Below are 23,336 nucleotides of genomic sequence, written 5' to 3' on the forward strand. Positions count from 1 at the left end.
TAGGTACCCACCGCGCCGGGGTGAGGGAACAGGTCAATCGTTTTCACTTCACATCGCGAGGCAAGCTCGCTCCCACCGCAACGCTACAGTGTTCGTGGGAGCGACGGTGCGCCGATGCGACTTGCCTCGCGATGAAGCGGGCAGCCCTTACTGGTGCGCAGGTGCCGGCTGGCCGTGCTTGGCGATCTCGCGGCTGTTGCCATAACGCGAGATGTCCAGGCCTTCGGCACTGATCTGCGGCTTCTTGCGCGCAATCAGGTCGGCCAGCAGGCGACCGGAACCGCAGGCCATGGTCCAGCCCAGGGTGCCGTGACCGGTGTTGAGGAACAGGTTACGGAACTTGGTCGCCCCGACGATCGGGGTGCCATCCGGAGTGGCCGGGCGCAGGCCGGTCCAGAAGCTCGCCTGGCTCAGGTCGCCGCCGCGAGGATAAAGGTCGTTGACGATCATCTCCAGCGTTTCGCGTCGACGCGGGTTCAGCGAAAGGTCAAAACCGGCGATCTCGGCCATGCCGCCGACACGGATGCGGTTGTCGAAACGGGTGATGGCGACCTTGTAGGTCTCGTCCAGGATGGTCGAAGTCGGCGCCATGTCACCATTGGTGATCGGCACGGTCAGCGAGTAGCCCTTGAGCGGGTAGACCGGTGCCTTGATGCCCAGCGGCTTGAGCAGCTGCGGCGAGTAGCTGCCCAGCGCCAGCACGTAGCGGTCGGCGGTTTCCAGCTTGCCGTCGATCCAGACGCCGTTGATGCGGTCACCGGCGAAGTCCAGGCGCTGGATGTCCTGGCCGAAGCGGAACTCGACACCCAGCTTGATGGCCATCTCGGCGAGCTTGGTGGTGAACATCTGGCAGTCGCCAGTCTGGTCGTTGGGCAGGCGCAGGGCGCCAGCGAGGATACCCTTCACGCTCTCCAGGGCCGGTTCGACCCGGGCAATGCCGTCACGGTCGAGCAGCTCGTACGGTACACCGGACTGCTCCAGCACTGCGATGTCCTTGGCCGCGGCGTCCAGCTGCGCCTGGGTGCGGAACAGCTGGGTGGTTCCCAGGCTGCGGCTTTCGTAGGCGATGCCGGTTTCGGCGCGCAGCTCGTCGAGGCAATCGCGGCTGTACTCGGACAGGCGCACCATGCGCTCCTTGTTCACCGCATAACGGCTGGCGGTGCAGTTGCGCAGCATCTGCGCCATCCACAGGTACTGGTCGACGTCGCCGGTCAGCTTGATGGCCAGGGGCGCGTGGCGTTCCAGCAGCCACTTGATGGCTTTCAGCGGCACGCCCGGTGCGGCCCAGGGCGAGGCATAGCCGGGCGAGATCTGGCCTGCGTTGGCGAAGCTGGTTTCCATGGCCACCGCCGGCTGGCGATCGACCACCGTCACCTCGAAACCTTGCCGGGCCAGATAGTAGGCACTGGCGGTACCGATCACACCGCTACCAAGTACCAGAACTCGCATTGTTGTATCCCTCGCACGCGGCTTGCCGCAGTCTTTTGTTGAAATGGCATGGATGCGCGCAGTATAAGAATCTCCGACCAGTGCTATTCACTATATAAGCAGCTATATTTGGCGAGAATTCTCGGCAAAATGGCCTTTCACGGAGGGGCATCCCCTATGAGAACCCAGCACCAGAGCAAGCGTGAACTGGACAAGATCGACCGCAACATCCTGCGGATTCTGCAGAATGACGGGCGTATCTCCTTCACCGAACTGGGCGAGAAGGTCGGGCTGTCCACCACCCCCTGCACCGAACGGGTGCGGCGCCTGGAACGCGAGGGGATCATCATGGGCTACAACGCCCGGCTCAACCCGCAGCACCTGAAGGGCAGCTTGCTGGTGTTCGTCGAGATCAGCCTGGACTACAAGTCCGGCGACACCTTCGAGGAGTTCCGCCGCGCCGTGCTCAAGCTGCCCCATGTACTGGAATGCCACCTGGTATCCGGGGATTTCGACTACCTGGTGAAGGCGCGGATCTCGGAGATGGCGTCGTATCGCAAGCTGCTCGGCGACATCCTGCTCAAGCTGCCCCATGTGCGCGAGTCGAAGAGCTACATCGTGATGGAAGAAGTGAAAGAGAGCCTGTGCCTGCCGATTCCGGACTGAAGCCTTACACCAGCACCTGGCGGGTACTGGCGATATAGGTGTGAACCAGCTGCTCGGCCGCCGGGTCGATCGGCTGCTCCGGGCCCCGCCCCCTGGGGCAGGCCAGCCGCGGCGTGGTGCCGAACAGGCGGCAGATCATCGGGCGCTCTTCATATACGGTGCAGCCGTTCGGGCCCAGGTGCACACAGTCCAGGCGCTCCAGCGCGGCTTCCTGCTCGGTCTGGGTCTTGCGCGGCAGGCGGGCCATTTCCTCGGCCGAGGTGGTGACCGGGCCACAGCAGTCATGGCAGCCGGGCTCGCACTCGAACGAGGGGATGAGCTCGCGCAGGAAATGGATCTTGTGGCGGTTGCAGGACATAAACGGCGCATCTGGGACATGTGTGCTGGATTATAAGGCAATCGCAGGAATCATCGTGGGAGCGGCGGTGCGCCGATGCGACTTGCCCCGCGATTGGCCGGTTGCCTATCCTCGCCTTTTCGCCTTGCACCCAGGAAACGACACATGGTCCACAGCGCGCAACACGCCGCCTCCTACTACGCCGCCAGCAGCGCGCCACACCCCGACTACCCGTTCCTGCAAGGCGAGCACAGTGCCGACGTGTGCATTGTCGGCGGTGGCTACTCGGGCCTGAACACCGCCATCGAACTGGTCGAACGCGGCCTGTCGGTGATCCTCCTGGAAGCACGCAAGCTCGGCTGGGGCGCCAGCGGCCGCAACGGTGGCCAGCTCATCCGGGGCGTCGGCCACGGCCTGGAACAGTTTCTCCCGGTGATCGGTGAGGAAGGCGTGCGCAGCATGAAGCTGATGGGCCTGGAAGCGGTGGAAATCGTCCGCGAGCGCGTCGAGCGCCATGGCATCGACTGCGACCTGACCTGGGGCTACTGCGACCTGGCCAACAAGCCCGCCGAACTAGAAGGCTTCGCCGAGGACGCCGAGGAACTGCGCAGCCTGGGTTATCGTCACGAACTGCATCTGGTGCAGCCCGGCGAGATGCACTCAGTAGTAGGTTCTGATCGCTATGTTGGCGGCCTGATCGACATGGGTTCGGGTCACCTGCATCCACTCAACCTGGCGCTGGGCGAAGCCGCCGTGGCCAGGCGCCTGGGTGTCGGCTTGTACGAGCAGTCGGAAGTGACCCGCATCGAGTACGGCCCGGAAGTGAAGGTGCATACCGCCCAAGGCCGGGTGCGCGCCAAGACGCTGGTGCTGTGCTGCAACGCCTACCACAACGACCTCAACCACGAACTGGGCGGCAAGGTGCTGCCCGCCGGCAGCTACATCATCGCCACCGAACCCTTGGGTGAGGAATGCGCCCGCCAGTTGCTGCCGCAGAACATGGCGGTATGCGACCAGCGCGTGGCGCTGGATTACTATCGCCTCTCTGCCGACAAACGCCTGCTGTTCGGCGGCGCCTGCCACTATTCCGGGCGCGACCCGCAGGACATCGCCGCCTACATGCGCCCGAAAATGCTCAAGGTGTTCCCGCAACTGGCCGATGTGCGCATTGATTACCAATGGGGCGGCATGATCGGCATCGGTGCCAACCGCCTGCCGCAGATCGGCCGCTTGGCCAGCCAGCCCAACGTCTACTACGCCCAGGCTTATTCGGGCCACGGGCTCAACGCCACTCACCTCGCCGGACGCCTGCTCGGCGAGGCCATCAGTGGCCAGCAGAGCGGGCGCTTCGATCTATTCGCCAAGGTCCCGCATACCACCTTCCCCGGCGGCAAACTGCTGCGTTCGCCGCTGCTGGCACTGGGGATGCTCTGGTATCGACTCAAAGAGCTCGCTTAGTCACGCCAGAAGGGCTTGCTCGCCTCATGCCGAGCCTGCTCCCAGCTGATGCCGATATCGCGCAGTTGGTAATCCTCCAACTGCAACAGGGCCCTGCGGGTGCGCCAGCGATGCAGCATCAGGCTCCAACGACCCATGCCTTGGGGCGCGCTGAAGACCCGGGGACGCTGCTCCGACTCCAGTTCACTGGCCAACAGTTGCAAGCGCACATCGCTCATGCCACCCATCACCACGTCCTCCGTTCAGTACCTGACGTGGAGACAGCATGCGGGTACACCTCCTACCAATACAGAGCCAAAATCGACTTATTATTCCCATACAGAATTGGCGCAAATAGGGCTGCATGCAGTATTTTTCGCCTATCTGTACCGGTCCTTGGTCATCAGCTGAGCAGGAGTATGCAGTGACCCTCTATTTCAACCTCGCCGAACTGCTCGGCTCACGCATCGAGCAGGGCCTGTATCGCCCCGGCCAGCGCCTGCCGTCAGTGCGCGCCCTGAGCGTGGAGCATGGCGTCAGCCTGAGCACCGTTCAGCAGGCTTACCGCCTTTTGGAGGACAACGGCCTGGTCTCGCCGCGCCCCAAGTCCGGCTACTTCGTCGCCGAGGACCGCCAGCTACCAGCCCTGCCAGCCATCAGCCGCCCAGCCCAGCGTCCTGTGGATATCTCCCAGTGGGAACAAGTGCTGGAGCTGGTGCGCGCCACCCCGCGCCCGGAAGTGATTCAGCTCGGCCGCGGCATGCCCGACGTCGACAGTCCCACGCTCAAGCCACTGCTGCGCAGTTTGGCGCAGATTAGCCGGCGCATGGACATGCCCGGCCTGTACTATGACAACATCCACGGCAACGCCCTGCTGCGCGAGCAGATCGCCCGGCTGATGCTCGACTCCGGCTGCCGCCTGGGCCCGACCGACCTGGTGGTGACCACCGGCTGCCACGAGGCGCTGTCGTGCAGTATTCGCGCTGTATGCGAACCCGGTGACATCGTCGCGGTCGATTCACCCAGCTTCCACGGCGCCATGCAGACGCTGAAGGGCCTGGGCATGAAGGCCCTGGAAATCCCCACCGACCCCATCACCGGCATCAGCCTGGAAGCCCTCGAACTGGCCCTCGAGCAATGGCCGATCAAGCTCATCCAGATCACCCCCAACTGCAACAACCCCATGGGTTACATCATGCCCGAGGCGCGCAAGAAGGCGCTGCTGACACTCGCCCAACGCTACGATGTGGCAATCCTCGAAGACGATGTGTATGGCGACCTGGCCTACACCTACCCGCGCCCGCGCACCATCAAGTCGTTCGACGACGATGGCCGCGTACTGCTCTGCAGCTCGTTCTCCAAGACCCTGGCGCCAGGCCTGCGGGTTGGCTGGGTTGCTCCGGGGCGCTACCTGGAACGGGTGCTGCACATGAAGTACATCAGCACCGGCAGTACCGCTTGCCAGCCGCAACTGGCGATCGCCGACTTCATCGCCGAAGGTCACTACCAGCCGCACCTGCGGCGCATGCGCAGCCAGTACCAGCGCGGCCGCGACCAGATGTGCGACTGGGTGACCCGCTTCTTCCCGACAGGCACCCGGGCCAGCCGCCCGCAAGGTGGCTTCATGCTGTGGGTTGAGCTGCCGGAAAGTTTCGATACGCTGCGCCTGAACCGCGCTTTACTGGAGCAAGGCGTGCAGATCGCCGTGGGCAGCATCTTCTCGGCCTCGGGCAAGTACCGTAACTGCCTGCGCATGAACTTCGCCGCCCGGCCCACGGCGCAGATCGAAGCCGCCGTGCGCAAGGTCGGTGAAACCGCCCTTCGTCTACTGGATGCCGAACATCCTGGCGGGTAACTTTGCGCCGCCTGCCACGGTCCAACCTCATAAGCCCTTGCCGCACAGGACGATCCACCCTTGAGACTCCAGCATGCCCTGCTGCTGGTGCTGCTGCTCGGCCTGTCGGGCTGCGCCAGTGTCGGTACACCACGTGAAGTCAGCCAGGCGCTGCCGGCGGCCGACTCGGCGTTCGGCCGCTCGGTGCAGCGCCAGGCCGCGCCCTACGAGGGACGCTCGGGCTTTCGCCTGCTGCCTAACAGCAACGAGGCATTCCGCGCCCGCGCGGAGCTGATCCGCAACGCCCAGGCAAGCATCGACCTGCAGTACTACATCGTCCACGATGGTCTCAGCACCCGCGCCCTGGTCCATGAACTGCTGCGCGCCGCCGACCGCGGCGTACGTGTGCGCATCCTGCTCGACGACACCACCAGCGATGGTCTCGACAGCCTCATGGGCACCCTCGCCGCCCATCCGAACATTCACATCCGAGTGTTCAACCCGCTGCACCTGGGACGCAGTACCGGTGCCACCCGGGCCGTCGGCCGGCTGTTCAACCTGTCACGCCAGCATCGGCGCATGCACAACAAGCTGTTCCTGGTGGACAACAGCATGGCCATAGTCGGCGGCCGCAACCTGGGCGACGAGTACTTCGACGCCGAACCCAACCTCAACTTCACCGACATCGACCTGCTGGGCGTGGGGCCTGTGGCCGAACAACTCGGACACAGCTTCGACCAGTACTGGAACAGCGCCTTGAGCCTTCCGATCGGCGACTTCCTCTGGCGCCAGCCCGACGCCGACGACCTGTTCAGCAGCCGTCAGCGCCTGGAGGTGTCCCTGGCCGAAGCACGGACCAAGCGCAAGGCCCTGTACGACCGCTTGATGGCCTATCAGTCGCAGCCGCGCCTGGATGTGTGGCGCAATGAGCTGATCTGGGCCCACAGCCAGGCTTTGTGGGACGCGCCGAGCAAAGTCCTGGCAGATGGCGAACCGGATCCGCAACTGCTGATGACCCAGCAACTGGCCCCCGACCTCAACCGCGTGCACAAGGAATTGATCCTGGTGTCCGCCTACTTCGTACCCGGCGAGCCTGGCCTGCTGTACCTGACCAGTCGCGCCGACGCCGGCACCTCGGTCAAGCTCCTGACCAACTCGCTGGAAGCGACCGACGTACCAGCGGTCCATGGCGGCTATGCGCCTTATCGCCGGGCCTTGCTGGAGCATGGTGTGCAGCTGTACGAGTTGCGCCGCCAGCCCGGCGATCCACGACCACGGCTGGGTTTCCACGGCAGCTCCGATTCGAGCCTGCACAGCAAGGCGATGGTGTTCGACCGAAGCAAGACCTTCATCGGCTCGTTCAACTTCGACCCGCGTTCCGTGCTGTGGAACACCGAAGTAGGCGTGATGGTGGACAGCCCTGAGCTGGCCGAGTACACCCGCGAACTGGCGCTACAAGGCATGGCTCCAGCGCTGAGTTACCAGGTGAAGCTGGTGGACGGAAGGATGGTCTGGGCGACCGAGGACAACGGCCAGCGGCACATGTTGGTGACCGAGCCCGGGGGGATATGGCGACGCTTCAATGCCTGGATCAGCAAGGCGGTCGGGTTGGAGAAGATGTTGTAGAACGCAGCGCGGGCAAGCCCGCGATTGCAATCGGTCAGGCAGACGCCGGCTCAAAGGCATCTCGCCGCCGCGTCAGCAGCACCAACCCCGCCGCGCCCACTGCCATCAGCAACGGCAGCGCATGCCCGCTGATCCACTGGCTTCCCGCCCCGGCCAGCAAAGGTCCGAGCAGGCAACCGATACCCCACAGCTGCGCCACATGGGCATTGGCCCGCACCAGTTCGTCATCCCGGTAGCGCTCGCCGATCAGCACCAGCGACAAGGTGAACAACCCACCCGCACTGGCACCGAACAGCACCCACAGCGGCCAGATCACCGGTGTGTGCAACAGCAGGGGAATCGCCAGGCTGGACACCATCAAGGTCAGTGCACAACCGCTGAACAACGTGCGCCGCGACATGCGGTCGGCCAAGGCGCCAATCGGCAATTGCAACACCGCATCACCCACCACCACGGTGCTGACCATGAACAACGCCACCTCCGTGGTGAACCCTTGCTGCAGGCAGTACACCGGCAGCAACGTCAGGATCATCGCCTCGAATGCCGCGAACAGCGCGATGGCCCAGGCGATCACCGGCAGACGCCGACAGAAGCCGAACAGGTCGGCGAAGGTGACGCTGCACGCCTCGGTGGTCGGTGCACCGCCGCGCCCCAGCAGGATCAGCGGCGCGACCAGCAATAACCCGGTCGCGGCCCAGAAACCGAAATCGTCGTCCGAACCCAGAAAACCCAGCACCAGCGGCCCGGCCAACTGGCTCAGCGCATAGCTGCTGCCATACAGCGCCACCAATCGGCCACGCCACTGTTCGACCACCAACTGGTTGATCCAGCTCTCACCAAGGATGAACACCACCGTCAGCGACATACCGATCATCAAACGCAGCACCAGCCACAGGGCATAGCTGGGCAGCACCGCCACCAGGCCGATCGACAGCGCCCCACCCCACAGGCACAGGCGCATGGCCATGGGCACGCCGACCCAGCCGGCAAGGCGGCTGGCCAGGCTGGCACCGACCAATACTCCGAGGGCCGGCATCGCCGCCATCACACCGATGGCGAACCCACCGTAGCCCCAGCCCTCCAGGCGCAGGGAGACCAGCGGCATGCTCACGCCGAGCGCAAGCCCGACACTGAGCACCGACGCCAGGACGGCAAAGTAGGTTCCCCAACGCATCACAGCCCCCTTTCAGCGCAAATCGTGTATGACAGAGACGACAAAGCCGGGACGGCGTGAACCGGCCCGGCTGTCTGCGGCTCATCGCGGGGCAAGCCCGCTCCCACGAGTACCGCGATGAGACGTTACTGAATCACAGCTTGATCCAGGTCGCCTTCAGCTCGGTGTACTTCTCCAGCGCGTGCAGCGACTTGTCACGGCCGTTGCCCGACTGCTTGAAGCCACCGAACGGCGCGGTCATGTCGCCACCGTCGTACTGGTTGACCCAGACACTACCGGCGCGCACGGCGCGAGCAGTCTTGTGTGCCTTGGAGATGTCCGAGGTCCAGATGCCTGCCGCCAGGCCATATGGCGTGTCGTTGGCGATGGCCACGGCCTCTTCGGCGGTATCGAAGGTGATCACCGACAGTACCGGGCCGAAGATCTCTTCCTTGGCGATCTTCATGGCGTTGGTCACGCCGTCGAAGATGGTCGGCTCGACGTAGGTGCCGCCGCTCTCCTCGAGGGTACGCTTGCCACCGGCCAGCAGCTTGGCGCCATCCTGATGGCCGGCCTCGATGTAGGACAGCACGGTGTTCATCTGCTGGGTGTCGACCAGCGCGCCGACGGTGGTCGCCGGGTCCAGCGGGTTGCCCGGTTTCCAGGCCTTGAGGGCCTCGACCACCATGGGCAGGAACTTGTCCTTGATCGAGCGCTCGACCAACAGGCGGGAACCTGCGGTGCAGACTTCGCCCTGGTTGAAGGCAATGGCGCTGGCGGCAGCCTCGGCGGCGGCCTGCAGGTCAGGGGCGTCGGCGAAGACGATGTTCGGGCTCTTGCCACCGGCTTCCAGCCAGACACGCTTCATGTTCGACTCACCGGCATAGACCATCAGCTGCTTGGCGATCTTGGTCGAACCGGTGAACACCAGGGTGTCGACGTCCATGTGCAGGGCCAGGGCCTTGCCCACGGTGTGGCCGTAGCCTGGCAGCACATTCAGCACGCCAGCCGGAATACCGGCCTCGATGGCCAGCTGGGCGATGCGGATCGCGGTCAGCGGCGACTTTTCGGACGGTTTGAGCACGATGGAGTTACCGGTGGCCAAGGCAGGGCCCAGCTTCCAGCATGCCATCAGCAAAGGGAAGTTCCACGGTACGATGGCACCGACCACACCCACTGGCTCGCGGGTCACCAGGCCGAGCTGGTCGTGCGGGGTCGGCGCGACTTCGTCGTAGACTTTGTCGATGGCTTCGGCAGTCCAGTGGATGGCCTGCGCCGCGCCCGGAATGTCGATGGTGGAGGAGTCACCGATCGGCTTGCCCATGTCGAGGGTTTCGAGCAGGGCCAGTTCCTCGACGTTCTTGCGCAGCAAGTCGGCGAAGCGGATCAGCTTGGCCTTGCGCTTGGCCGGGGCCAGGCGCGACCAGGCGCCGGATTCGAACACGGCGCGGGCGTTGTCGACAGCGCGGTTGGCGTCGGCCAGGTCGCAGCTGGCGACCTTGGCCAGGAAGCGTCCGTCCACCGGGCTCAGGCAGTCGAAGGTTTCACCGGATGCGGCATCGGTGTATTCGCCGTTGATGAAGGCGCGACCTTCGATCTTCAGTTGCTGGGCACGCTGTTCCCAGTCCGCACGAGTCAGGGTGGTCATAGGAAACTCCTCTCTTGTTAAGGTGCAACGCCGCACTGAGGACTCACGGGCGCTGTCAGAAATTCTGGCCGGGTGATGACGCACACGGGCACCTGCCACCCTAAACCAGGGCGGGGAAACTATCAATATATTTGACACCAACGGCTCAAATGCCTACTGATGTTCATTTTATTAAACAACAACAGGGTAACCACCATGAGTATCACCAGCATCGTCGACTTTGCCCAGGTTCTGACCGAAGCCGAACGCTACCGCCCGGCGGCGGAGAAAATCCTCAAGGGCGAGCCTGACCAGGCTGTCTATAACCACTACGCCAGCCCGTGCGGGCAATTCGCCGCGGGCGTCTGGGAGGGCGAGGTGGGCCAGTGGACGGTGAACTACACCGAGCACGAGTACTGCGAGATCGTCCAGGGTGTGTCGGTGCTGCGCGACCAGGACGGTGGCGCCAAGACCTTGCGTGCCGGCGATCGCTTTGTGATCCCCGCAGGCTTCAAGGGCACCTGGGAAGTGCTGGAGCCGTGCCGCAAGATCTATGTGATGTTCGAGCAGAAATGAACCGATCGCGGGACCCGGCTTTGTGCAGGCCCCGCGATGACTTTGCTGGAGACATAAAAAAACCCGCCACCTTGCGGTTGCGGGTTTTTTCAGGTTGCCGATCAATTACTTGATCTTGGCTTCCTTGTACACCACGTGCTTGCGGACGACCGGATCGTACTTCTTGATCTCGATCTTGTCCGGAGTGGTGCGCTTGTTCTTGTCGGTGGTGTAGAAGTGGCCGGTACCGGCACTCGAAACCAGACGGATCAATTCACGCATGATGTTCTCCTTTAAACCTTGGCGCCAGCGCGACGGATGTCGACCAGAACGGCATCGATGCCGCGCTTGTCGATGATACGCATGCCTTTGGCGGAAACGCGCAGACGCACGAAGCGCTTCTCGGATTCAACCCAGAAACGGTGGTGCTGCAGGTTCGGCAGGAAACGACGACGGGTTTTGTTGTTTGCGTGGGAAATATTGTTCCCAGTTACCGGACCCTTACCGGTAACTTGACAGACTCTCGACATGCCTCAGCCCTCTAAAACCACATGCCCAACCCGGCATGGGTTGGCCGCTTAATCTCTCAGTCAATGGCGCCAAGGCGCCGTGTTCCTGGGGGTCTTATCGGCCGGGTGCGCTTACGCGACAGACCGAGCCCCTAGAAAAGAGCGCTGCTTTATACCAGAAAGACTCCGCCACAACAACAGAATATGAGAGTTCCGGTCGGGCCGAGCGCGCCTGGGCAGCATAACGACTGGGGCGGCAAGCTGTCGACCGCCCGTCGCCGAATTAATGCGAAAGGGTGTGGTCATTTGCCCATGCCCGCACTAGGGTAGGACATTTCCTCAATTTTCCAGACTGCACCGGCAGATGGGCCACCGACCAGCCAAGGAGTCACCATGCGTGCCGCCGCCCTTTCCCTCCTGTTCACCACCCTGTGCGCCGCGGGCTTTGCCCAGGCCGCAGCGCTGTCGGTGTGCACCGAAGCCAGCCCCGAAGGCTTCGACGTGGTGCAGTACAACTCGCTGACCACCACCAACGCCTCGGCCGACGTGCTGATGAACCGCCTGGTCGAGTTCGACGCCGCCGAGGGCAAGGTGGTGCCGAGCCTGGCGCAAAGCTGGACGGTGTCGCCTGACGGCCTGGTCTACGACTTCAAGCTGCGCCCGGACGTGAAGTTTCACACCACCGCTTACTTCAAGCCGACCCGCGAACTGGACGCCGACGACGTGCTGTTCAGCTTCCAACGCATGCTCTACCCGGCCCACGCCTGGCACAAGACCGCCCCGGGCGGCTACCCGCATGCCCAATCTCTGCAACTGGGCAGCCTGATCAAGGCCATCGACGCACCCGAGCCGCACACCGTGCGCTTCACCCTGACCCACGCCGACGCCACTTTCCTGGCCACCCTGAGCATGGGCTTTGCCTCGATCTACTCCGCCGAATATGCCGACAAGCTGCTCAAGGCCGGCACTCCCGAGAAACTCAACAACCAGCCAGTGGGCACCGGCCCGTTCGTCTTCCAGCGTTTCCAGAAAGACGCCGTGGTGCGCTACCGCGCCAACCCTGACTATTTCGCCGGCAAGCCGTCGATCGACCCGCTGATCTACGCCATCACCCCGGACGCCAACGTCCGCCTGCAAAAGATCAGGCGCGGCGAATGCCAGGTGGCCCTGTCGCCCAAGCCGCTGGACATCGCCGAGGCCGGCAAGGACGGCAACCTCAAGGTCGCCACCACCCCGGCATTCATGACCGCCTTCGTCGCCATCAACAGCCAGCACCCGCCACTGGACAAGCCTGAAGTGCGCCAGGCCATCAACCTGGCCTTCGACAAGCCGGCCTACCTCAAGGCCGTGTTCGAAGATACCGCCACTGCCGCCAACGGTCCCTATCCGCCGAATACCTGGAGCTATGCCAAGGACTTGTCCGGCTACACGCTCGATCACAAGAAAGCCAAGGCACTGCTGGCCAAGGCCGGCCTGGCCAAGGGTTTCGAGACCACTATCTGGACCCGCCCGTCGGGCAGTCTGCTCAACCCCAACCCCAGCCTGGGCGCACAGATGCTGCAGGCCGACCTTGCGAAAATCGGCATCAAGGCCGAGATCCGCACCATCGAGTGGGGCGAGCTGATCCGCCGCGCCAAGGCCGGCGAGCACGACCTGCTGTTCATGGGCTGGGCGGGTGACAACGGCGATCCGGACAACTTCCTCAGCCCGCAGTTTGCCTGCGCCGCGGTCAAGTCCGGGACCAACTTCGCCCGGTTCTGCGACAACCGCCTGGACCAGCTGATCAACGCCGGACGCACCACCAACGACCAGAGCGTGCGCAGCCGCCTGTACCAGCAGGCTCAGACGCTGATTCAGCAGCAGGCGCTGTGGCTGCCGCTGGCGCATCCGACTGCGGCCGCGCTGCTGCGCCAGGACGTACAGGGTTACCAGGTGAGCCCGTTCGGGCGGCAGGATTTCAGCAAGGTCTCAGTCAACCGCTGACGCCCAATCGAGGCAAGCCCACAGTCATTGTGAACGCGAGCTTGCCCCGCGCTGCCTAACCGGCCAGCCATCCATGCTCGACCATCGACAACGGCTCGCCATCACCCACGATGACGTGGTCCAGCACCCTCACATCGATCAATGCCAGCGATCGTTTCAAAACAAGCGTCAGGTGCACATCATCCTGACTTGGCTCGCAATTGCCCGACGGATGGTTGTGACAGAGGATCAAGGCCGCAGCGTTGTGCAGCAAAGCCCGTCGCACCACTTCGCGCGGATAGATGCTCGCCCGGTCGATCGTGCCGCGGAACAGGATCTCGAACGCCAGCGGCCTGTGCTTGGTGTCCAGGAACAGACAACCGAACACCTCGCTGGCCTCATGCCGCAGCATCGCCTTCAGGTAACGCCGCACAGCCAGCGGGCTGTCCATGACCGACTCGCGCTCGATGGACGTCGCCAGGTTCCTGCGCCCGATTTCAAGCAAGGCCTGCAACTGGCTGTACCTCACTGGCCCCAGCCCCAGTTCGCCAAGAAACGCCTGTCGATCAGCCTCGAGCACCTGACGCAAGCCGCCGAATTTCAGCAAGAGCCCGCGCGCCAGCTCCAGCACGTTGCGCCCTTTCACGCCGGAGCCGAGAAATACTGCCAGCAGTTCTGCATCGGAAAGGCTGCCAGACCCGCGCTGCAACAACTTCTCCCTCGGCCGTTCTTCAGCCGGCCACTCCCTGATGTTCATTTCCCCTCCTCGCCTGCCACTACGGCCCCTTTGGACGCTGTGTTAATCTAGTTCGCTTCGAAAATGCGACGATCTGCCGCAGGCAGCCGTCGTCGCCACCCGCTTTCACTGGAATAAGGCAAGGCCTATGCAGCGGTTGTATCGCAAGCGCATCGTTCTCGGCGTGGGTGGCGGCATCGCCGCCTACAAGAGCGCCGAGCTGATTCGCCGACTCTTGGAACACGGCGCGCAGGTGCGCGTGGTCATGACCCGTGGTGGCGCCGAGTTCATCACCCCGCTCACGCTGCAGGCGCTGTCCGGCCACCCGGTCCATCTGGACCTGCTCGACCCTGCGGCCGAAGCGGCCATGGGCCATATCGAGCTCGCCAAATGGGCCGACCTGGTGCTGATCGCCCCGGCCACCGCCGACCTGATGGCACGCATGGCCCAGGGCATGGCCGACGACCTGCTGACCACCCTGGTACTGGCTACCGACGCCACCGTCGCCGTCGCCCCGGCGATGAACCAGGCCATGTGGCGCGACCCGGCGACCCAGGCCAACCTCGAGCTGCTGAAAAGCCGCGGCATCCAGGTATTCGGCCCGGCCTCCGGCAGCCAGGCCTGTGGCGACGTGGGCCTGGGCCGCATGCTCGAAGCCACCGACCTGGCCTGGTGCGCCGCCGAAAGCTTCAAGCGCCAGGCCCTGACCGGCAAGCACGTGCTGATCACCGCCGGCCCTACGCAAGAGAACATCGACCCGGTGCGTTACATCACCAACCATAGTTCAGGGAAGATGGGCTTCGCCCTGGCCGAGGCTGCCGCCGAAGCCGGGGCCCGGGTGACCCTCGTCACCGGACCTGTGCACCTGCAGACCCCCGACCGGGTCAGCCGTATCGACGTGGTGAGCGCGCGGGACATGCTCGCGGCCTGCGAAGCTGCCATGCCTTGCGACCTGTTCATCGCCTCGGCTGCGGTCGCGGACTACCGCCCTGAGGTCGTCGCCTCACAGAAGCTTAAGAAAGATCCCACTACCGGCGACGGCATGCTGCTGCAGATGGTGCGCAATCCCGATATCCTTGCGACCATTGCCGGCCGCGCCGATCGCCCGTTCAGCGTCGGTTTCGCCGCCGAGACCGAGCACCTGCTCGACTACGCCACGCGCAAGCTCAAGGACAAGAACCTCGACCTGATCGTCGCCAATGATGTGGCCAACCCCAGCATCGGCTTCAACAGCGAGGAAAACGCCCTGACCGTGATAGACCGGCAGCAGCATCAAACCCTCTTCGCGCAGACCAGCAAAGGCAAGATTGCCCGTCAGCTGGTCGCCTTCATCGCCGAACGGCTCAACCAGGTTCAATAAGTTACATGCACGCTCTTCAAGCCAAGATCCTCGACCCTCGCCTGGGCACCGAATTCCCCCTGCCGCAGTACGCCACTCCAGGCTCGGCAGGCCTCGACCTGCGCGCCCTGCTCAAAGAAGACACCGTCCTCGAGCCAGGCCAGACCCTGCTGATCCCCACCGGCCTGTCGGTGTACATCGGCGACCCGGGCCTGGCGGCCATGATCCTGCCGCGCTCAGGCCTGGGCCATAAGCACGGCATCGTACTGGGCAACCTGGTCGGCCTGATCGACTCCGACTACCAGGGCGAGCTGATGGTGTCCTGCTGGAACCGCGGCAGCACGCCGTTCACCATCACCGTCGGCGAGCGCATCGCGCAGCTGATCCTGGTGCCGGTGGTGCAGGCGCACTTCGATATCGTCGAGCAGTTCGACGAAACCCAGCGTGGCGCCGGCGGCTTCGGCCATTCGGGCACCCGCTGAGCCGACGACAGACCGTTCGGGCCATGGATGGCGAACTCTGCGGCGAAACCACCGTCCAAGCGTTCAGTTTGTGCCTGCCCAGAAGCCTTTGAATACTTGGAGTCCCCAGAGATGAACGACATGGCCCAGCTGGTCCCCGCACTGCCCGACAGTATCTTCCGCGCCTATGACATCCGTGGCGTGGTCGGCAAGACCCTGCATGCCGAGACCGCTTACTGGATCGGCCGCGCCATTGGCGCCCAGACCCTCGCCCAGGGCGAACCGCAGATCTCGGTCGGCCGCGACGGTCGCCTGTCCGGCCCGATGCTGGTCGAGCAACTGATCAAGGGCCTGGTCGAGGCCGGTTGCCAGGTCAGCGACGTCGGCCTGGTGCCGACCCCGGCGCTGTACTACGCCGCCAATGTGCTGGCCGGCAAGTCGGGCGTGATGCTCACCGGCAGCCACAACCCGTCGGACTACAACGGTTTCAAGATCGTCATCGCCGGCGACACCCTGGCCAATGAACAGATCCAGGCCCTGCTGACCCGCCTGAAGACCAATGACCTGACCCGTGGCGATGGCCGCGTGGAAAAGGTCGAGATCCTTGAGCGCTACTTCCAGCAGATCGTCGCCGATGTGAAACTGGCCAAGCGCCTGAAGGTGGTTGTCGACTGCGGCAACGGCGCGGCCGGCGTGGTCGCTCCGCAACTGATCGAAGCGTTGAACTGTGAGGTGATCCCACTGTTCTGCGAAGTCGACGGCAACTTCCCCAACCACCACCCGGATCCGGGCAAGCCCGAGAACCTGGAGGACCTGATCGCCAAGGTGAAAGAGACCGGCGCCGATATCGGCCTGGCCTTCGATGGCGACGGTGACCGCGTGGGTGTGGTGACCAACACCGGCAGCATCGTCTACCCCGACCGCCTGCTGATGCTGTTCGCCCAGGACGTGCTGTCGCGCAACCCGGGCGCCGAGATCATCTTCGACGTCAAATGCACGCGCCGCCTGACCCCGCTGATCGAACAGCACGGTGGCCGCGCGCTGATGTGGAAGACCGGCCACTCGCTGATCAAGAAGAAGATGAAACAGACCGGCTCGCTGCTGGCCGGCGAGATGAGCGGGCACATCTTCATCAAGGAGCGCTGGTACGGTTTCGACGACGGCATCTACAGCGCCGCGCGCCTGCTGGAGATCCTCAGCAAGGCCGGGCAGGACGCCGAAAGCCTGTTCGCCGCGTTCCCCAATGATATTTCCACGCCGGAAATCAACATTGATGTGACCGACGAGGGTAAATTCAGCATCATTGATGCACTGCAACGCGACGCCGATTGGGGCGAAGCCAGCCTGACCACCATCGACGGTGTGCGGGTCGACTATCCCAACGGCTGGGGCCTGGTTCGCGCCTCCAACACCACACCGGTGCTGGTGCTGCGCTTCGAGGCCGACAGCGCCGCAGAACTCGACCGAATCAAGGCTGTATTCCGCACGCAGCTGCTGCGGGTCCAACCAGGCCTGCAACTGCCGTTCTGACGACTATCCGTTCCTTACCTGGAGCCCTGCATGACCCTCGATCGCGATGCCGCTTCCCATGTAGCCGAGGTTTTGTCCGAAGCACTGCCTTACATCCGCCGCTTCGTCGGCAAGACCCTGGTGATCAAGTACGGCGGCAACGCGATGGAGAGCGAGGAGCTCAAGACCGGCTTCGCCCGTGACATCGTGCTGATGAAGGCCGTTGGCATCAACCCGGTGGTGGTGCACGGTGGCGGCCCGCAGATCGGCGACCTGCTCAAGCGCCTGTCGATAGACAGCCACTTCATCGATGGCATGCGCGTGACCGACGCGGCGACCATGGACGTGGTGGAAATGGTCCTGGGCGGCCAGGTGAACAAGGACATCGTCAACCTGATCAACCGCCACGGCGGCAGCGCCATCGGCCTGACCGGCAAGGATGCTGAGCTGATCCGCGCCAAGAAGCTCACCGTCACCCGCCAGACGCCGGAGATGACCACCCCGGAAATCATCGACATCGGCCATGTCGGCGAGGTCGTCAGCGTCAACACCGACTTGCTGAACATGTTGGTCAAGGGTGACTTCATCCCGGTGATCGCGCCGATCGGCGTGGGCGCCAACGGCGAGTCGTACAACATCAACGCCGACCTCGTGGCCGGCAAGGTGGCCGAGGCGTTGAAGGCCGAGAAGCTGATGCTGCTGACCAACATCGCCGGCCTGATGGACAAGCAGGGCGAGGTCCTCACGGGGCTGAGCACCGAGCAGGTCAACGAACTGATCGCCGATGGCACCATCTACGGCGGCATGCTGCCGAAGATCAAGTGCGCACTGGATGCCGTCCAGGGTGGCGTGAACAGCTCGCACATCATCGACGGTCGCGTGCCGAATGCCGTGCTGCTGGAGATCTTCACCGACAGCGGCGTGGGCACGCTGATCAGCAACCGCAAACCACGCTGATCCAGCTGTAATCCTATCGCGGGGCAGGCCCGCTCCCAGCTGGGAGCAGGCCTGCCCCGCGATGCATCCATCCCCGCCCACTCAAAAAGATGGCTTATAGCCATTACCCTTGATGTTTGACTATCAAGAATCCCGGTAGACTGCCGAAACAACGTGACAGCATGCTTGCTCGTTACGAATAGTTTCTATTTACCTGGAGAACACGCGTGAAATACGCATCACAAGGACTCGTGCTGGCAGCCGCCCTGGCTGTCGGGTCCATCGCCGGCTGTGCCACCGAAACCTCCACCGCTGTTGCCGTGCAACAGGTCGAAAGCGTCAGTCGTCCCTACAGCGGCGTGCGCACGCCGATCGCCGTGGGCAAGTTCGACAACCGCTCCAGCTACATGCGCGGCATCTTCTCCGACGGCGTCGACCGCCTCGGCGGCCAGGCCAAGACCATCCTGATCACCCACCTGCAGCAGACCAACCGCTTCAACGTGCTGGACCGCGACAACATGGGCGAGATCCAGCAGGAAGCGGCCATCAAGGGCCAGGCCCAGCGCCTGAAGGGCGCCGACTTCGTGGTGACCGGCGACGTCACCGAGTTCGGCCGCAAGGAAGTCGGCGATCACCAGCTGTTCGGCATCCTCGGCCGCGGCAAGACCCAGATCGCCTACGCCAAGGTCGCCCTGAACATCGTCAACATCAGCACATCCGAAGTGGTCTATTCGAGCCAGGGCGCCGGTGAATACGCCCTGTCCAACCGTGAAGTCATCGGCTTCGGCGGCACCGCCAGCTACGACTCGACCCTCAACGGCAAAGTGCTCGACCTGGCCATGCGCGAAGCTGTCAACAAGCTGGTGGGCGCAGTCGAAAGCGGCCAGTGGAAACCACAGGCGCAATAACAAGCACAACACGACAAGGAAGACCGTTCGATGAGCATCACCTACCCGGCCTGGCGCACTGTCGCCGGGCTGCTGCTGGGCAGCGTCCTGCTGACCGGCTGCAATTCGCCCAAGACCCTGTACCAGTGGGAAAGCTACCAGCCCCAGGTATACGGCTACCTCAAAGGTGACGCCAAGGAAGAACAGGTCACCGCCCTGGAGCGCGACCTGGAGAAGATCAAGGCCAAGAACGGCGCAGTGCCACCGGGCTACCACGCGCAGCTGGGCCTGCTGTACTCCAGCCTGGGCAAGGATGACCAGATGATCCAGCAGTTCCGTACCGAAAAAGCGCTGTTCCCTGAGTCGGCGGCCTACATGGACTTCCTGATGAGCAACGCCAGCAAGGGAGCCCAGCAATGATCAAGCGCCTGACCCAACTGATCGTCGGCGCCTGCGTGCTGGCCCTGTTCGCCGGCTGCGCCGAGCGCAAGAGCATCGACTATTCGGCCTACAAGCAGAGCCGACCGAAGTCGATCCTGATCCTGCCGCCGCTGAACGAGTCGCCCGACGTCAAGGCCACCTACAGCATGCTGTCCCAGGTCACCTATCCGCTGGCCGAGGCCGGCTACTACGTGATGCCGGTGGCGCTGGTGGACGAGACGTTCCGCCAGAACGGCCTGACCACGCCGGCCGATATCCACCAGTTGCCCACAGCCAAGCTGAACGAGATCTTCGGCGCCGACGCCGGCCTGTACGTGACCGTCAGCGACTACGGCACCCGCTACATGGTGCTGAGCAGCGCGACCATCGTCACCGCCAGCGCCAAACTGGTCGACCTGAAGACCGGTGCCACCTTGTGGACCGGCAGTGCCACGGCCTCCAGCGAGGAAGGCAAGCAGAACCAGGGTGGCCTGATCGGCATGCTGGTGGCGGCGGCCATCAACCAGATCATCAGCAGCGTGCAGGATGATGCCGGCTACCCGATCGCCGGGATGACCAGCGCACGCCTGCTGACGCCCTACCCGAATGGCGGGATCCTCTACGGACCACGTTCGCCGAAGTACGGCACAGACTGACACGACGCGCAGGCGGCCCAAGGGCCGCCTTTCTTTTCCAGTTCGGAAAAATCCTACCGCCAGCACGGACAGGCACTACAACACGCATCTCTGCCAGCCGACTAGCATTCCAACTCCACCCCATCGGAGATACAGCGATGCAGAAAGAACTGGTCAAATATGGCAGCGATGTTTCCGCAGGCAGCTACGAATGCGCCGACTGCGGACGCAAGTACTCCAACCAGGGCAAGACCTCGATGCCTCCCTGCCCTGACTTCACCCCCGGCACCCACCCCAAGCGTGGCTGGAAGATCCTCACCGGCGTCGGTGATGCCGTGCAGGACCCTTACCCGAACCGCAGCTGAACCTGCAGGCACGAAAAAGGCGACCCGAAGGTCGCCTTTTTCGTGCCTGCGGGCCGGTCAGATACCGTACTGCGCGCGGTAGGCCTCGACCGCCGGCAGGTGCTGCTTGAGCTGCGGATCGTCGGCCAGGAACTCCAGCACCTGGGTCAGCGAGACGATGCTGACCACCGGGATACCGAAGTCGCGTTCGACTTCCTGGATCGCCGACAGCGCGCCATTGCCGCGCTCTTCGCGGTTCAGTGCGATCAGCACACCGGCGGCCTTGGCCTGCTGGGCGTTGATGATCTGCATGACCTCGCGGATCGCGGTGCCGGCGGTGATCACGTCGTCGATGATCAGCACGTCACCGGCCAGCGGGGCGCCGACCAGGCTGCCGCCCTCGCCGTGGTCCTTGGCCTCTTTGCGGTTGAAGCACCACGGCACGTCGAGCTGGTGCTGCTCGGCCAGGGCCACGGCAGTGGCCGCCGCCAGGGGAATGCCCTTGTAGGCCGGGCCGAACAGCACGTCGAAGGGGATCTTGCTGTCGACGATGGCCGCCGCGTAGCAACGCCCCAGCTGCGCCAGGGCGGACCCGGTATTGAACAGGCCGGCATTGAAGAAGTACGGGCTGGTACGCCCCGATTTCAGGGTGAACTCACCGAAGCGCAGAACGCCGCGATCGATGGCAAAACGGATGAAGTCGCGCTGATACGGCTGCATGAAAGGTCCCGGACACCACGGATTTAGCTAAATGTGTTGAGCTCGGGTATCATACACGCACGAGATTTTTGGGGCCATTTATGCGGATCATCAGTGTGAACGTAAATGGCATTCAGGCTGCGGCCGAGCGTGGATTGCTCAGCTGGTTGCAAGCCCAGAATGCCGACGTCATCTGCCTTCAGGATACCCGCGCCTCGGCCTTTGAACTCGACGACCCAGCTTTCCAGCTCGATGGCTATTTCCTTTACGCCTGCGACGCGGAGGTGCCCACCCAAGGTGGCGTGGCACTTTACTCGCGCATGCAGCCCAAGGCAGTCATCACCGGCCTGGGCTTCGAGACAGCCGACCGCTACGGGCGTTATCTGCAAGCAGATTTCGACAAAGTCAGTATTGCCAGCCTGTTGCTGCCTTCGGGCATGAACGGGGACGAAGACTTGAACCAGAAGTTCAAGTTGATGGACGACTTCGCCAAGTACCTGGACAAGCAACGCCGCAAGCGTCGCGAGTACATCTACTGCGGCTCGTTCTACGTGGCGCAGCAGAAGCTCGACATCAAGAACTGGCGTGACAGCCAACAGTCGCCGGGCTTCCTGCCACCCGAACGCGCCTGGATGGACGCCATCGTCGGCGACATGGGTTATGTCGATGCCCTGCGCGAAGTCAGCCGTGAAGGCGACCAGTACAGCTGGTGGCCGGACAACGAGCAGGCCGAGATGCTCAACCTGGGTTACCGGTTCGACTACCAGATCCTCACCCCAGGCCTGCGCCGTTTCGTGCGCAACGCCCGCCTGCCGCGCCAGCCGCGCTTCTCCCAGCACGCGCCGCTGATCGTGGACTACGACTGGACGCTGACCATCTGAGAATGGCACGCACAAAAAAGCCGACCATCAGGTCGGCTTTTTTGTGTCTATCTGATCGGCCGCCAGATGAAGGGATAGCGATACGGCTGCCCTTCATTGGCCTTGACCGCTGCCAGGATGATCAGGATCAGCACCGTCACCATCAGCACGGCGAACAGCAGGATGCCGATGAACACGAACATCAGCAGGAAGCAGACGAAGCCGGCGATGGTCACGCTGATCTGGAAGTTCAGCGCCTCCTTGCCCTGGGCATCAATAAAAGGATCCTGCTCGCGCTTGAGGTGCCACAGCACCAGCGGGCCCAGCAAATGCCCCAGAGGCAGCACCAGCCCCAACAATGCCGAGAGGTGGCAGAACATTGCCCATTGCCTGATATCGGCGCTGGGCGGGGTGATCGGTAGATCCGAATCGTTCATGTCCCGCACCTCCCTGGCGTCTGCTCAGTCGGCCAGCGCCGCTTTCTGCAGTTCGAAGATCTCGTCCATGCCCTTCTGCGCCAGCGCCAGCATGGCGTTGAAGTCGGCAGGCTGGAACGGCGCGCCCTCGGCGGTGCCCTGCACCTCGATGAAACCACCGGCGCTGGTCATGACCACGTTCAGGTCGGTCTCGGCGGCAGAGTCCTCGAGGTAGTCGAGGTCGAGCACGGCCTCGCCCTGGTACATGCCCACCGATACCGCGGCAATCATGTGCTTGAGCGGGTTGCCACCCTTGAGGCCGCCACGTTTCTTGATCACCGCCAGGGCGTCGCACAGGGCAACCATGGCGCCGGTGATCGAGGCAGTGCGGGTGCCGCCGTCGGCCTGGATCACGTCGCAGTCGACGTACAGGGTGATGTCGCCGAGCTTGCTCATGTCCAGCGCAGCGCGCAGGGAGCGGCCGATAAGGCGCTGGATCTCTAGGGTGCGGCCGCCTTGCTTGCCACGGCTGGCCTCGCGCTGGTTACGCTCGCCGGTGGAGCGCGGCAGCATGCCGTACTCGGCGGTCAGCCAACCTTGGCCCTGGCCTTTGAGGAAGCGGGGAACACCGTTCTCGACGCTGACCGTGCAGATGACCTTGGTGTCACCGAACTCGACCAGAACCGATCCTTCGGCGTGCTTGGTGTAGTTGCGGGTAATGCGGATCGAGCGGAGCTGATCGGCGGCGCGACCACTTGGACGTTTCATCTGGAATACCTGTACGGGGACATTTGAATCTGCCGAGCATTATAGAGCCCGACGCCCGGCGAAGGCACGCCTGTCGTCGCGCTTGCGCAGCCTGTCGTGTTTTCCGACAGGTTTCGGGGCGACCGTTAGCATGGCTGGATTGGGCGCCCACGCCGCACTGCGCTACAATCCTGCGCCTTGCAGCCGACAGGC

General features: G+C 63.7%; 25 protein-coding genes and 1 pseudogene. 15 read left to right on the top strand and 11 right to left on the bottom strand.

What is annotated here, in order from left to right; all coding sequences use genetic code 11:
• Positions 1 to 147 precede the first annotated feature (147 nt).
• Positions 148 to 1,449 carry a D-amino acid dehydrogenase gene (dadA, locus tag ACVWY1_RS24385; RefSeq protein WP_139674893.1) on the bottom strand — a complete coding sequence of 434 codons (1,302 nt, stop codon included), beginning with the start codon at positions 1,447 to 1,449 and terminating at the stop codon, positions 148 to 150.
• 156 nt (positions 1,450 to 1,605) lie between these two features.
• Here dadA and dadR point away from each other — a divergent pair, with 156 nt between their 5' ends.
• The gene (gene dadR / locus ACVWY1_RS24390; RefSeq protein WP_003258963.1) at positions 1,606 to 2,094 is read left to right on the top strand and encodes a transcriptional regulator DadR; all 489 of its coding nucleotides are present in this window, start codon (positions 1,606 to 1,608) and stop codon (positions 2,092 to 2,094) included.
• Between the two features lie 4 nt (positions 2,095 to 2,098).
• On the opposite strand, the gene ACVWY1_RS24395 is transcribed toward dadR, so the two are convergent.
• Positions 2,099 to 2,452 (bottom strand): YkgJ family cysteine cluster protein, encoded by a 354-nt coding sequence (locus ACVWY1_RS24395; RefSeq protein ID WP_102684793.1) that lies wholly within the window; start codon positions 2,450 to 2,452, stop codon positions 2,099 to 2,101.
• Positions 2,453 to 2,596: 144 nt separating this feature from the next.
• On the opposite strand from ACVWY1_RS24395, the gene ACVWY1_RS24400 reads away from it, so the two are divergent.
• Entirely contained in the window at positions 2,597 to 3,889 is a 1,293-nt protein-coding gene (locus tag ACVWY1_RS24400) for an NAD(P)/FAD-dependent oxidoreductase (protein WP_277502438.1), read from the top strand.
• Here ACVWY1_RS24400 and ACVWY1_RS24405 read toward each other — a convergent pair.
• Entirely contained in the window at positions 3,886 to 4,116 is a 231-nt protein-coding gene (locus ACVWY1_RS24405; protein ID WP_046857575.1) for a DUF1127 domain-containing protein, read from the bottom strand. The genes ACVWY1_RS24400 and ACVWY1_RS24405 overlap by 4 nt on opposite strands.
• Before the next feature lie 176 nt (positions 4,117 to 4,292).
• Here ACVWY1_RS24405 and ACVWY1_RS24410 point away from each other — a divergent pair, with 176 nt between their 5' ends.
• Together ACVWY1_RS24410 and ACVWY1_RS24415 are read left to right on the top strand one after the other, a co-directional pair.
• Positions 4,293 to 5,723, top strand: a complete 1,431-nt coding sequence (locus ACVWY1_RS24410) for an aminotransferase-like domain-containing protein (RefSeq protein WP_457378859.1) — start codon at positions 4,293 to 4,295, stop codon at positions 5,721 to 5,723.
• Positions 5,724 to 5,783: 60 nt separating this feature from the next.
• Entirely contained in the window at positions 5,784 to 7,328 is a 1,545-nt protein-coding gene (locus ACVWY1_RS24415; RefSeq protein WP_457378860.1) for a phospholipase D family protein, read from the top strand.
• Between the two features lie 34 nt (positions 7,329 to 7,362).
• On the opposite strand, the gene ACVWY1_RS24420 is transcribed toward ACVWY1_RS24415, so the two are convergent.
• Both ACVWY1_RS24420 and ACVWY1_RS24425 read right to left on the bottom strand, forming a co-directional pair.
• Complete coding sequence (locus tag ACVWY1_RS24420) at positions 7,363 to 8,502, bottom strand: MFS transporter (RefSeq protein WP_102684797.1); 1,140 nt, start codon at positions 8,500 to 8,502, stop codon at positions 7,363 to 7,365.
• 133 nt (positions 8,503 to 8,635) lie between these two features.
• On the bottom strand, positions 8,636 to 10,129 hold the full coding sequence (locus tag ACVWY1_RS24425; RefSeq protein ID WP_110696765.1) for an aldehyde dehydrogenase: 1,494 nt from the start codon (positions 10,127 to 10,129) through the stop codon (positions 8,636 to 8,638).
• Between the two features lie 195 nt (positions 10,130 to 10,324).
• Here ACVWY1_RS24425 and ACVWY1_RS24430 point away from each other — a divergent pair, with 195 nt between their 5' ends.
• Positions 10,325 to 10,684 carry a cupin domain-containing protein gene (locus tag ACVWY1_RS24430; RefSeq protein WP_046857580.1) on the top strand — a complete coding sequence of 120 codons (360 nt, stop codon included), beginning with the start codon at positions 10,325 to 10,327 and terminating at the stop codon, positions 10,682 to 10,684.
• Between the two features lie 105 nt (positions 10,685 to 10,789).
• Here ACVWY1_RS24430 and rpmG read toward each other — a convergent pair whose 3' ends face one another.
• Together rpmG and rpmB are read right to left on the bottom strand one after the other, a co-directional pair.
• Positions 10,790 to 10,945 carry a 50S ribosomal protein L33 gene (rpmG, locus tag ACVWY1_RS24435; RefSeq protein WP_003253507.1) on the bottom strand — a complete coding sequence of 52 codons (156 nt, stop codon included), beginning with the start codon at positions 10,943 to 10,945 and terminating at the stop codon, positions 10,790 to 10,792.
• Positions 10,946 to 10,956: 11 nt separating this feature from the next.
• Positions 10,957 to 11,193 carry a 50S ribosomal protein L28 gene (gene rpmB / locus ACVWY1_RS24440; RefSeq protein ID WP_023629974.1) on the bottom strand — a complete coding sequence of 79 codons (237 nt, stop codon included), beginning with the start codon at positions 11,191 to 11,193 and terminating at the stop codon, positions 10,957 to 10,959.
• Positions 11,194 to 11,565: 372 nt separating this feature from the next.
• Here rpmB and ACVWY1_RS24445 point away from each other — a divergent pair, with 372 nt between their 5' ends.
• Positions 11,566 to 13,155, top strand: a complete 1,590-nt coding sequence (locus ACVWY1_RS24445) for an ABC transporter substrate-binding protein (RefSeq protein ID WP_102684799.1) — start codon at positions 11,566 to 11,568, stop codon at positions 13,153 to 13,155.
• Positions 13,156 to 13,210: 55 nt separating this feature from the next.
• Here ACVWY1_RS24445 and radC read toward each other — a convergent pair whose 3' ends face one another.
• Entirely contained in the window at positions 13,211 to 13,891 is a 681-nt protein-coding gene (gene radC, locus ACVWY1_RS24450; protein WP_102684800.1) for a RadC family protein, read from the bottom strand.
• 127 nt (positions 13,892 to 14,018) lie between these two features.
• On the opposite strand from radC, the gene coaBC reads away from it, so the two are divergent.
• The 8 genes and pseudogenes from coaBC to ACVWY1_RS24490 all read left to right on the top strand — a co-directional run bounded on the left by coaBC (position 14,019) and on the right by ACVWY1_RS24490 (position 20,422).
• Entirely contained in the window at positions 14,019 to 15,230 is a 1,212-nt protein-coding gene (gene coaBC / locus ACVWY1_RS24455; RefSeq protein WP_102684801.1) for a bifunctional phosphopantothenoylcysteine decarboxylase/phosphopantothenate--cysteine ligase CoaBC, read from the top strand.
• A gap of 5 nt (positions 15,231 to 15,235) precedes the next feature.
• A complete protein-coding gene (dut, locus tag ACVWY1_RS24460; RefSeq protein ID WP_102684802.1) occupies positions 15,236 to 15,691 on the top strand; it encodes a dUTP diphosphatase in 456 nt (151 codons plus the stop codon).
• Positions 15,692 to 15,826: 135 nt separating this feature from the next.
• Positions 15,827 to 17,200, top strand: a pseudogene (locus ACVWY1_RS24465) (phosphomannomutase/phosphoglucomutase); the annotation flags it as partial.
• Positions 17,201 to 17,230: 30 nt separating this feature from the next.
• The gene (gene argB, locus ACVWY1_RS24470) at positions 17,231 to 18,136 is read left to right on the top strand and encodes an acetylglutamate kinase (RefSeq protein ID WP_023629901.1); all 906 of its coding nucleotides are present in this window, start codon (positions 17,231 to 17,233) and stop codon (positions 18,134 to 18,136) included.
• A 206-nt stretch (positions 18,137 to 18,342) separates the two neighbouring features.
• The gene (locus ACVWY1_RS24475) at positions 18,343 to 19,023 is read left to right on the top strand and encodes a CsgG/HfaB family protein (RefSeq protein ID WP_102684804.1); all 681 of its coding nucleotides are present in this window, start codon (positions 18,343 to 18,345) and stop codon (positions 19,021 to 19,023) included.
• A gap of 30 nt (positions 19,024 to 19,053) precedes the next feature.
• Positions 19,054 to 19,422, top strand: a complete 369-nt coding sequence (locus ACVWY1_RS24480; RefSeq protein WP_277502434.1) for a DUF4810 domain-containing protein — start codon at positions 19,054 to 19,056, stop codon at positions 19,420 to 19,422.
• Positions 19,419 to 20,078, top strand: coding sequence for a DUF799 domain-containing protein (locus ACVWY1_RS24485; protein ID WP_028689941.1), 660 nt, complete (start codon positions 19,419 to 19,421; stop codon positions 20,076 to 20,078). Before ACVWY1_RS24480 ends, ACVWY1_RS24485 begins: the two co-directional genes overlap by 4 nt.
• A 137-nt stretch (positions 20,079 to 20,215) precedes the next feature.
• Positions 20,216 to 20,422 carry a hypothetical protein gene (locus ACVWY1_RS24490; protein ID WP_139674874.1) on the top strand — a complete coding sequence of 69 codons (207 nt, stop codon included), beginning with the start codon at positions 20,216 to 20,218 and terminating at the stop codon, positions 20,420 to 20,422.
• A gap of 57 nt (positions 20,423 to 20,479) precedes the next feature.
• Here the strand turns inward: ACVWY1_RS24490 and pyrE are convergent, their stop codons facing one another.
• The gene (gene pyrE / locus ACVWY1_RS24495; protein ID WP_102684575.1) at positions 20,480 to 21,121 is read right to left on the bottom strand and encodes an orotate phosphoribosyltransferase; all 642 of its coding nucleotides are present in this window, start codon (positions 21,119 to 21,121) and stop codon (positions 20,480 to 20,482) included.
• An 80-nt stretch (positions 21,122 to 21,201) separates the two neighbouring features.
• Here pyrE and ACVWY1_RS24500 point away from each other — a divergent pair, with 80 nt between their 5' ends.
• Positions 21,202 to 21,981: an exodeoxyribonuclease III gene (locus tag ACVWY1_RS24500; protein ID WP_023629898.1), complete on the top strand. Its 780-nt coding sequence runs from the start codon at positions 21,202 to 21,204 to the stop codon at positions 21,979 to 21,981.
• 47 nt (positions 21,982 to 22,028) lie between these two features.
• Here ACVWY1_RS24500 and ACVWY1_RS24505 read toward each other — a convergent pair whose 3' ends face one another.
• Together ACVWY1_RS24505 and rph are read right to left on the bottom strand one after the other, a co-directional pair.
• Complete coding sequence (locus ACVWY1_RS24505) at positions 22,029 to 22,397, bottom strand: DUF4870 domain-containing protein (protein ID WP_139674867.1); 369 nt, start codon at positions 22,395 to 22,397, stop codon at positions 22,029 to 22,031.
• A 24-nt stretch (positions 22,398 to 22,421) separates the two neighbouring features.
• Positions 22,422 to 23,144, bottom strand: a complete 723-nt coding sequence (gene rph / locus ACVWY1_RS24510; RefSeq protein ID WP_046857587.1) for a ribonuclease PH — start codon at positions 23,142 to 23,144, stop codon at positions 22,422 to 22,424.
• Between the last annotated feature and the right edge of the window lie 192 nt (positions 23,145 to 23,336).

It is taken from the genome of Pseudomonas sp. TE6288 (assembly GCF_054062095.1).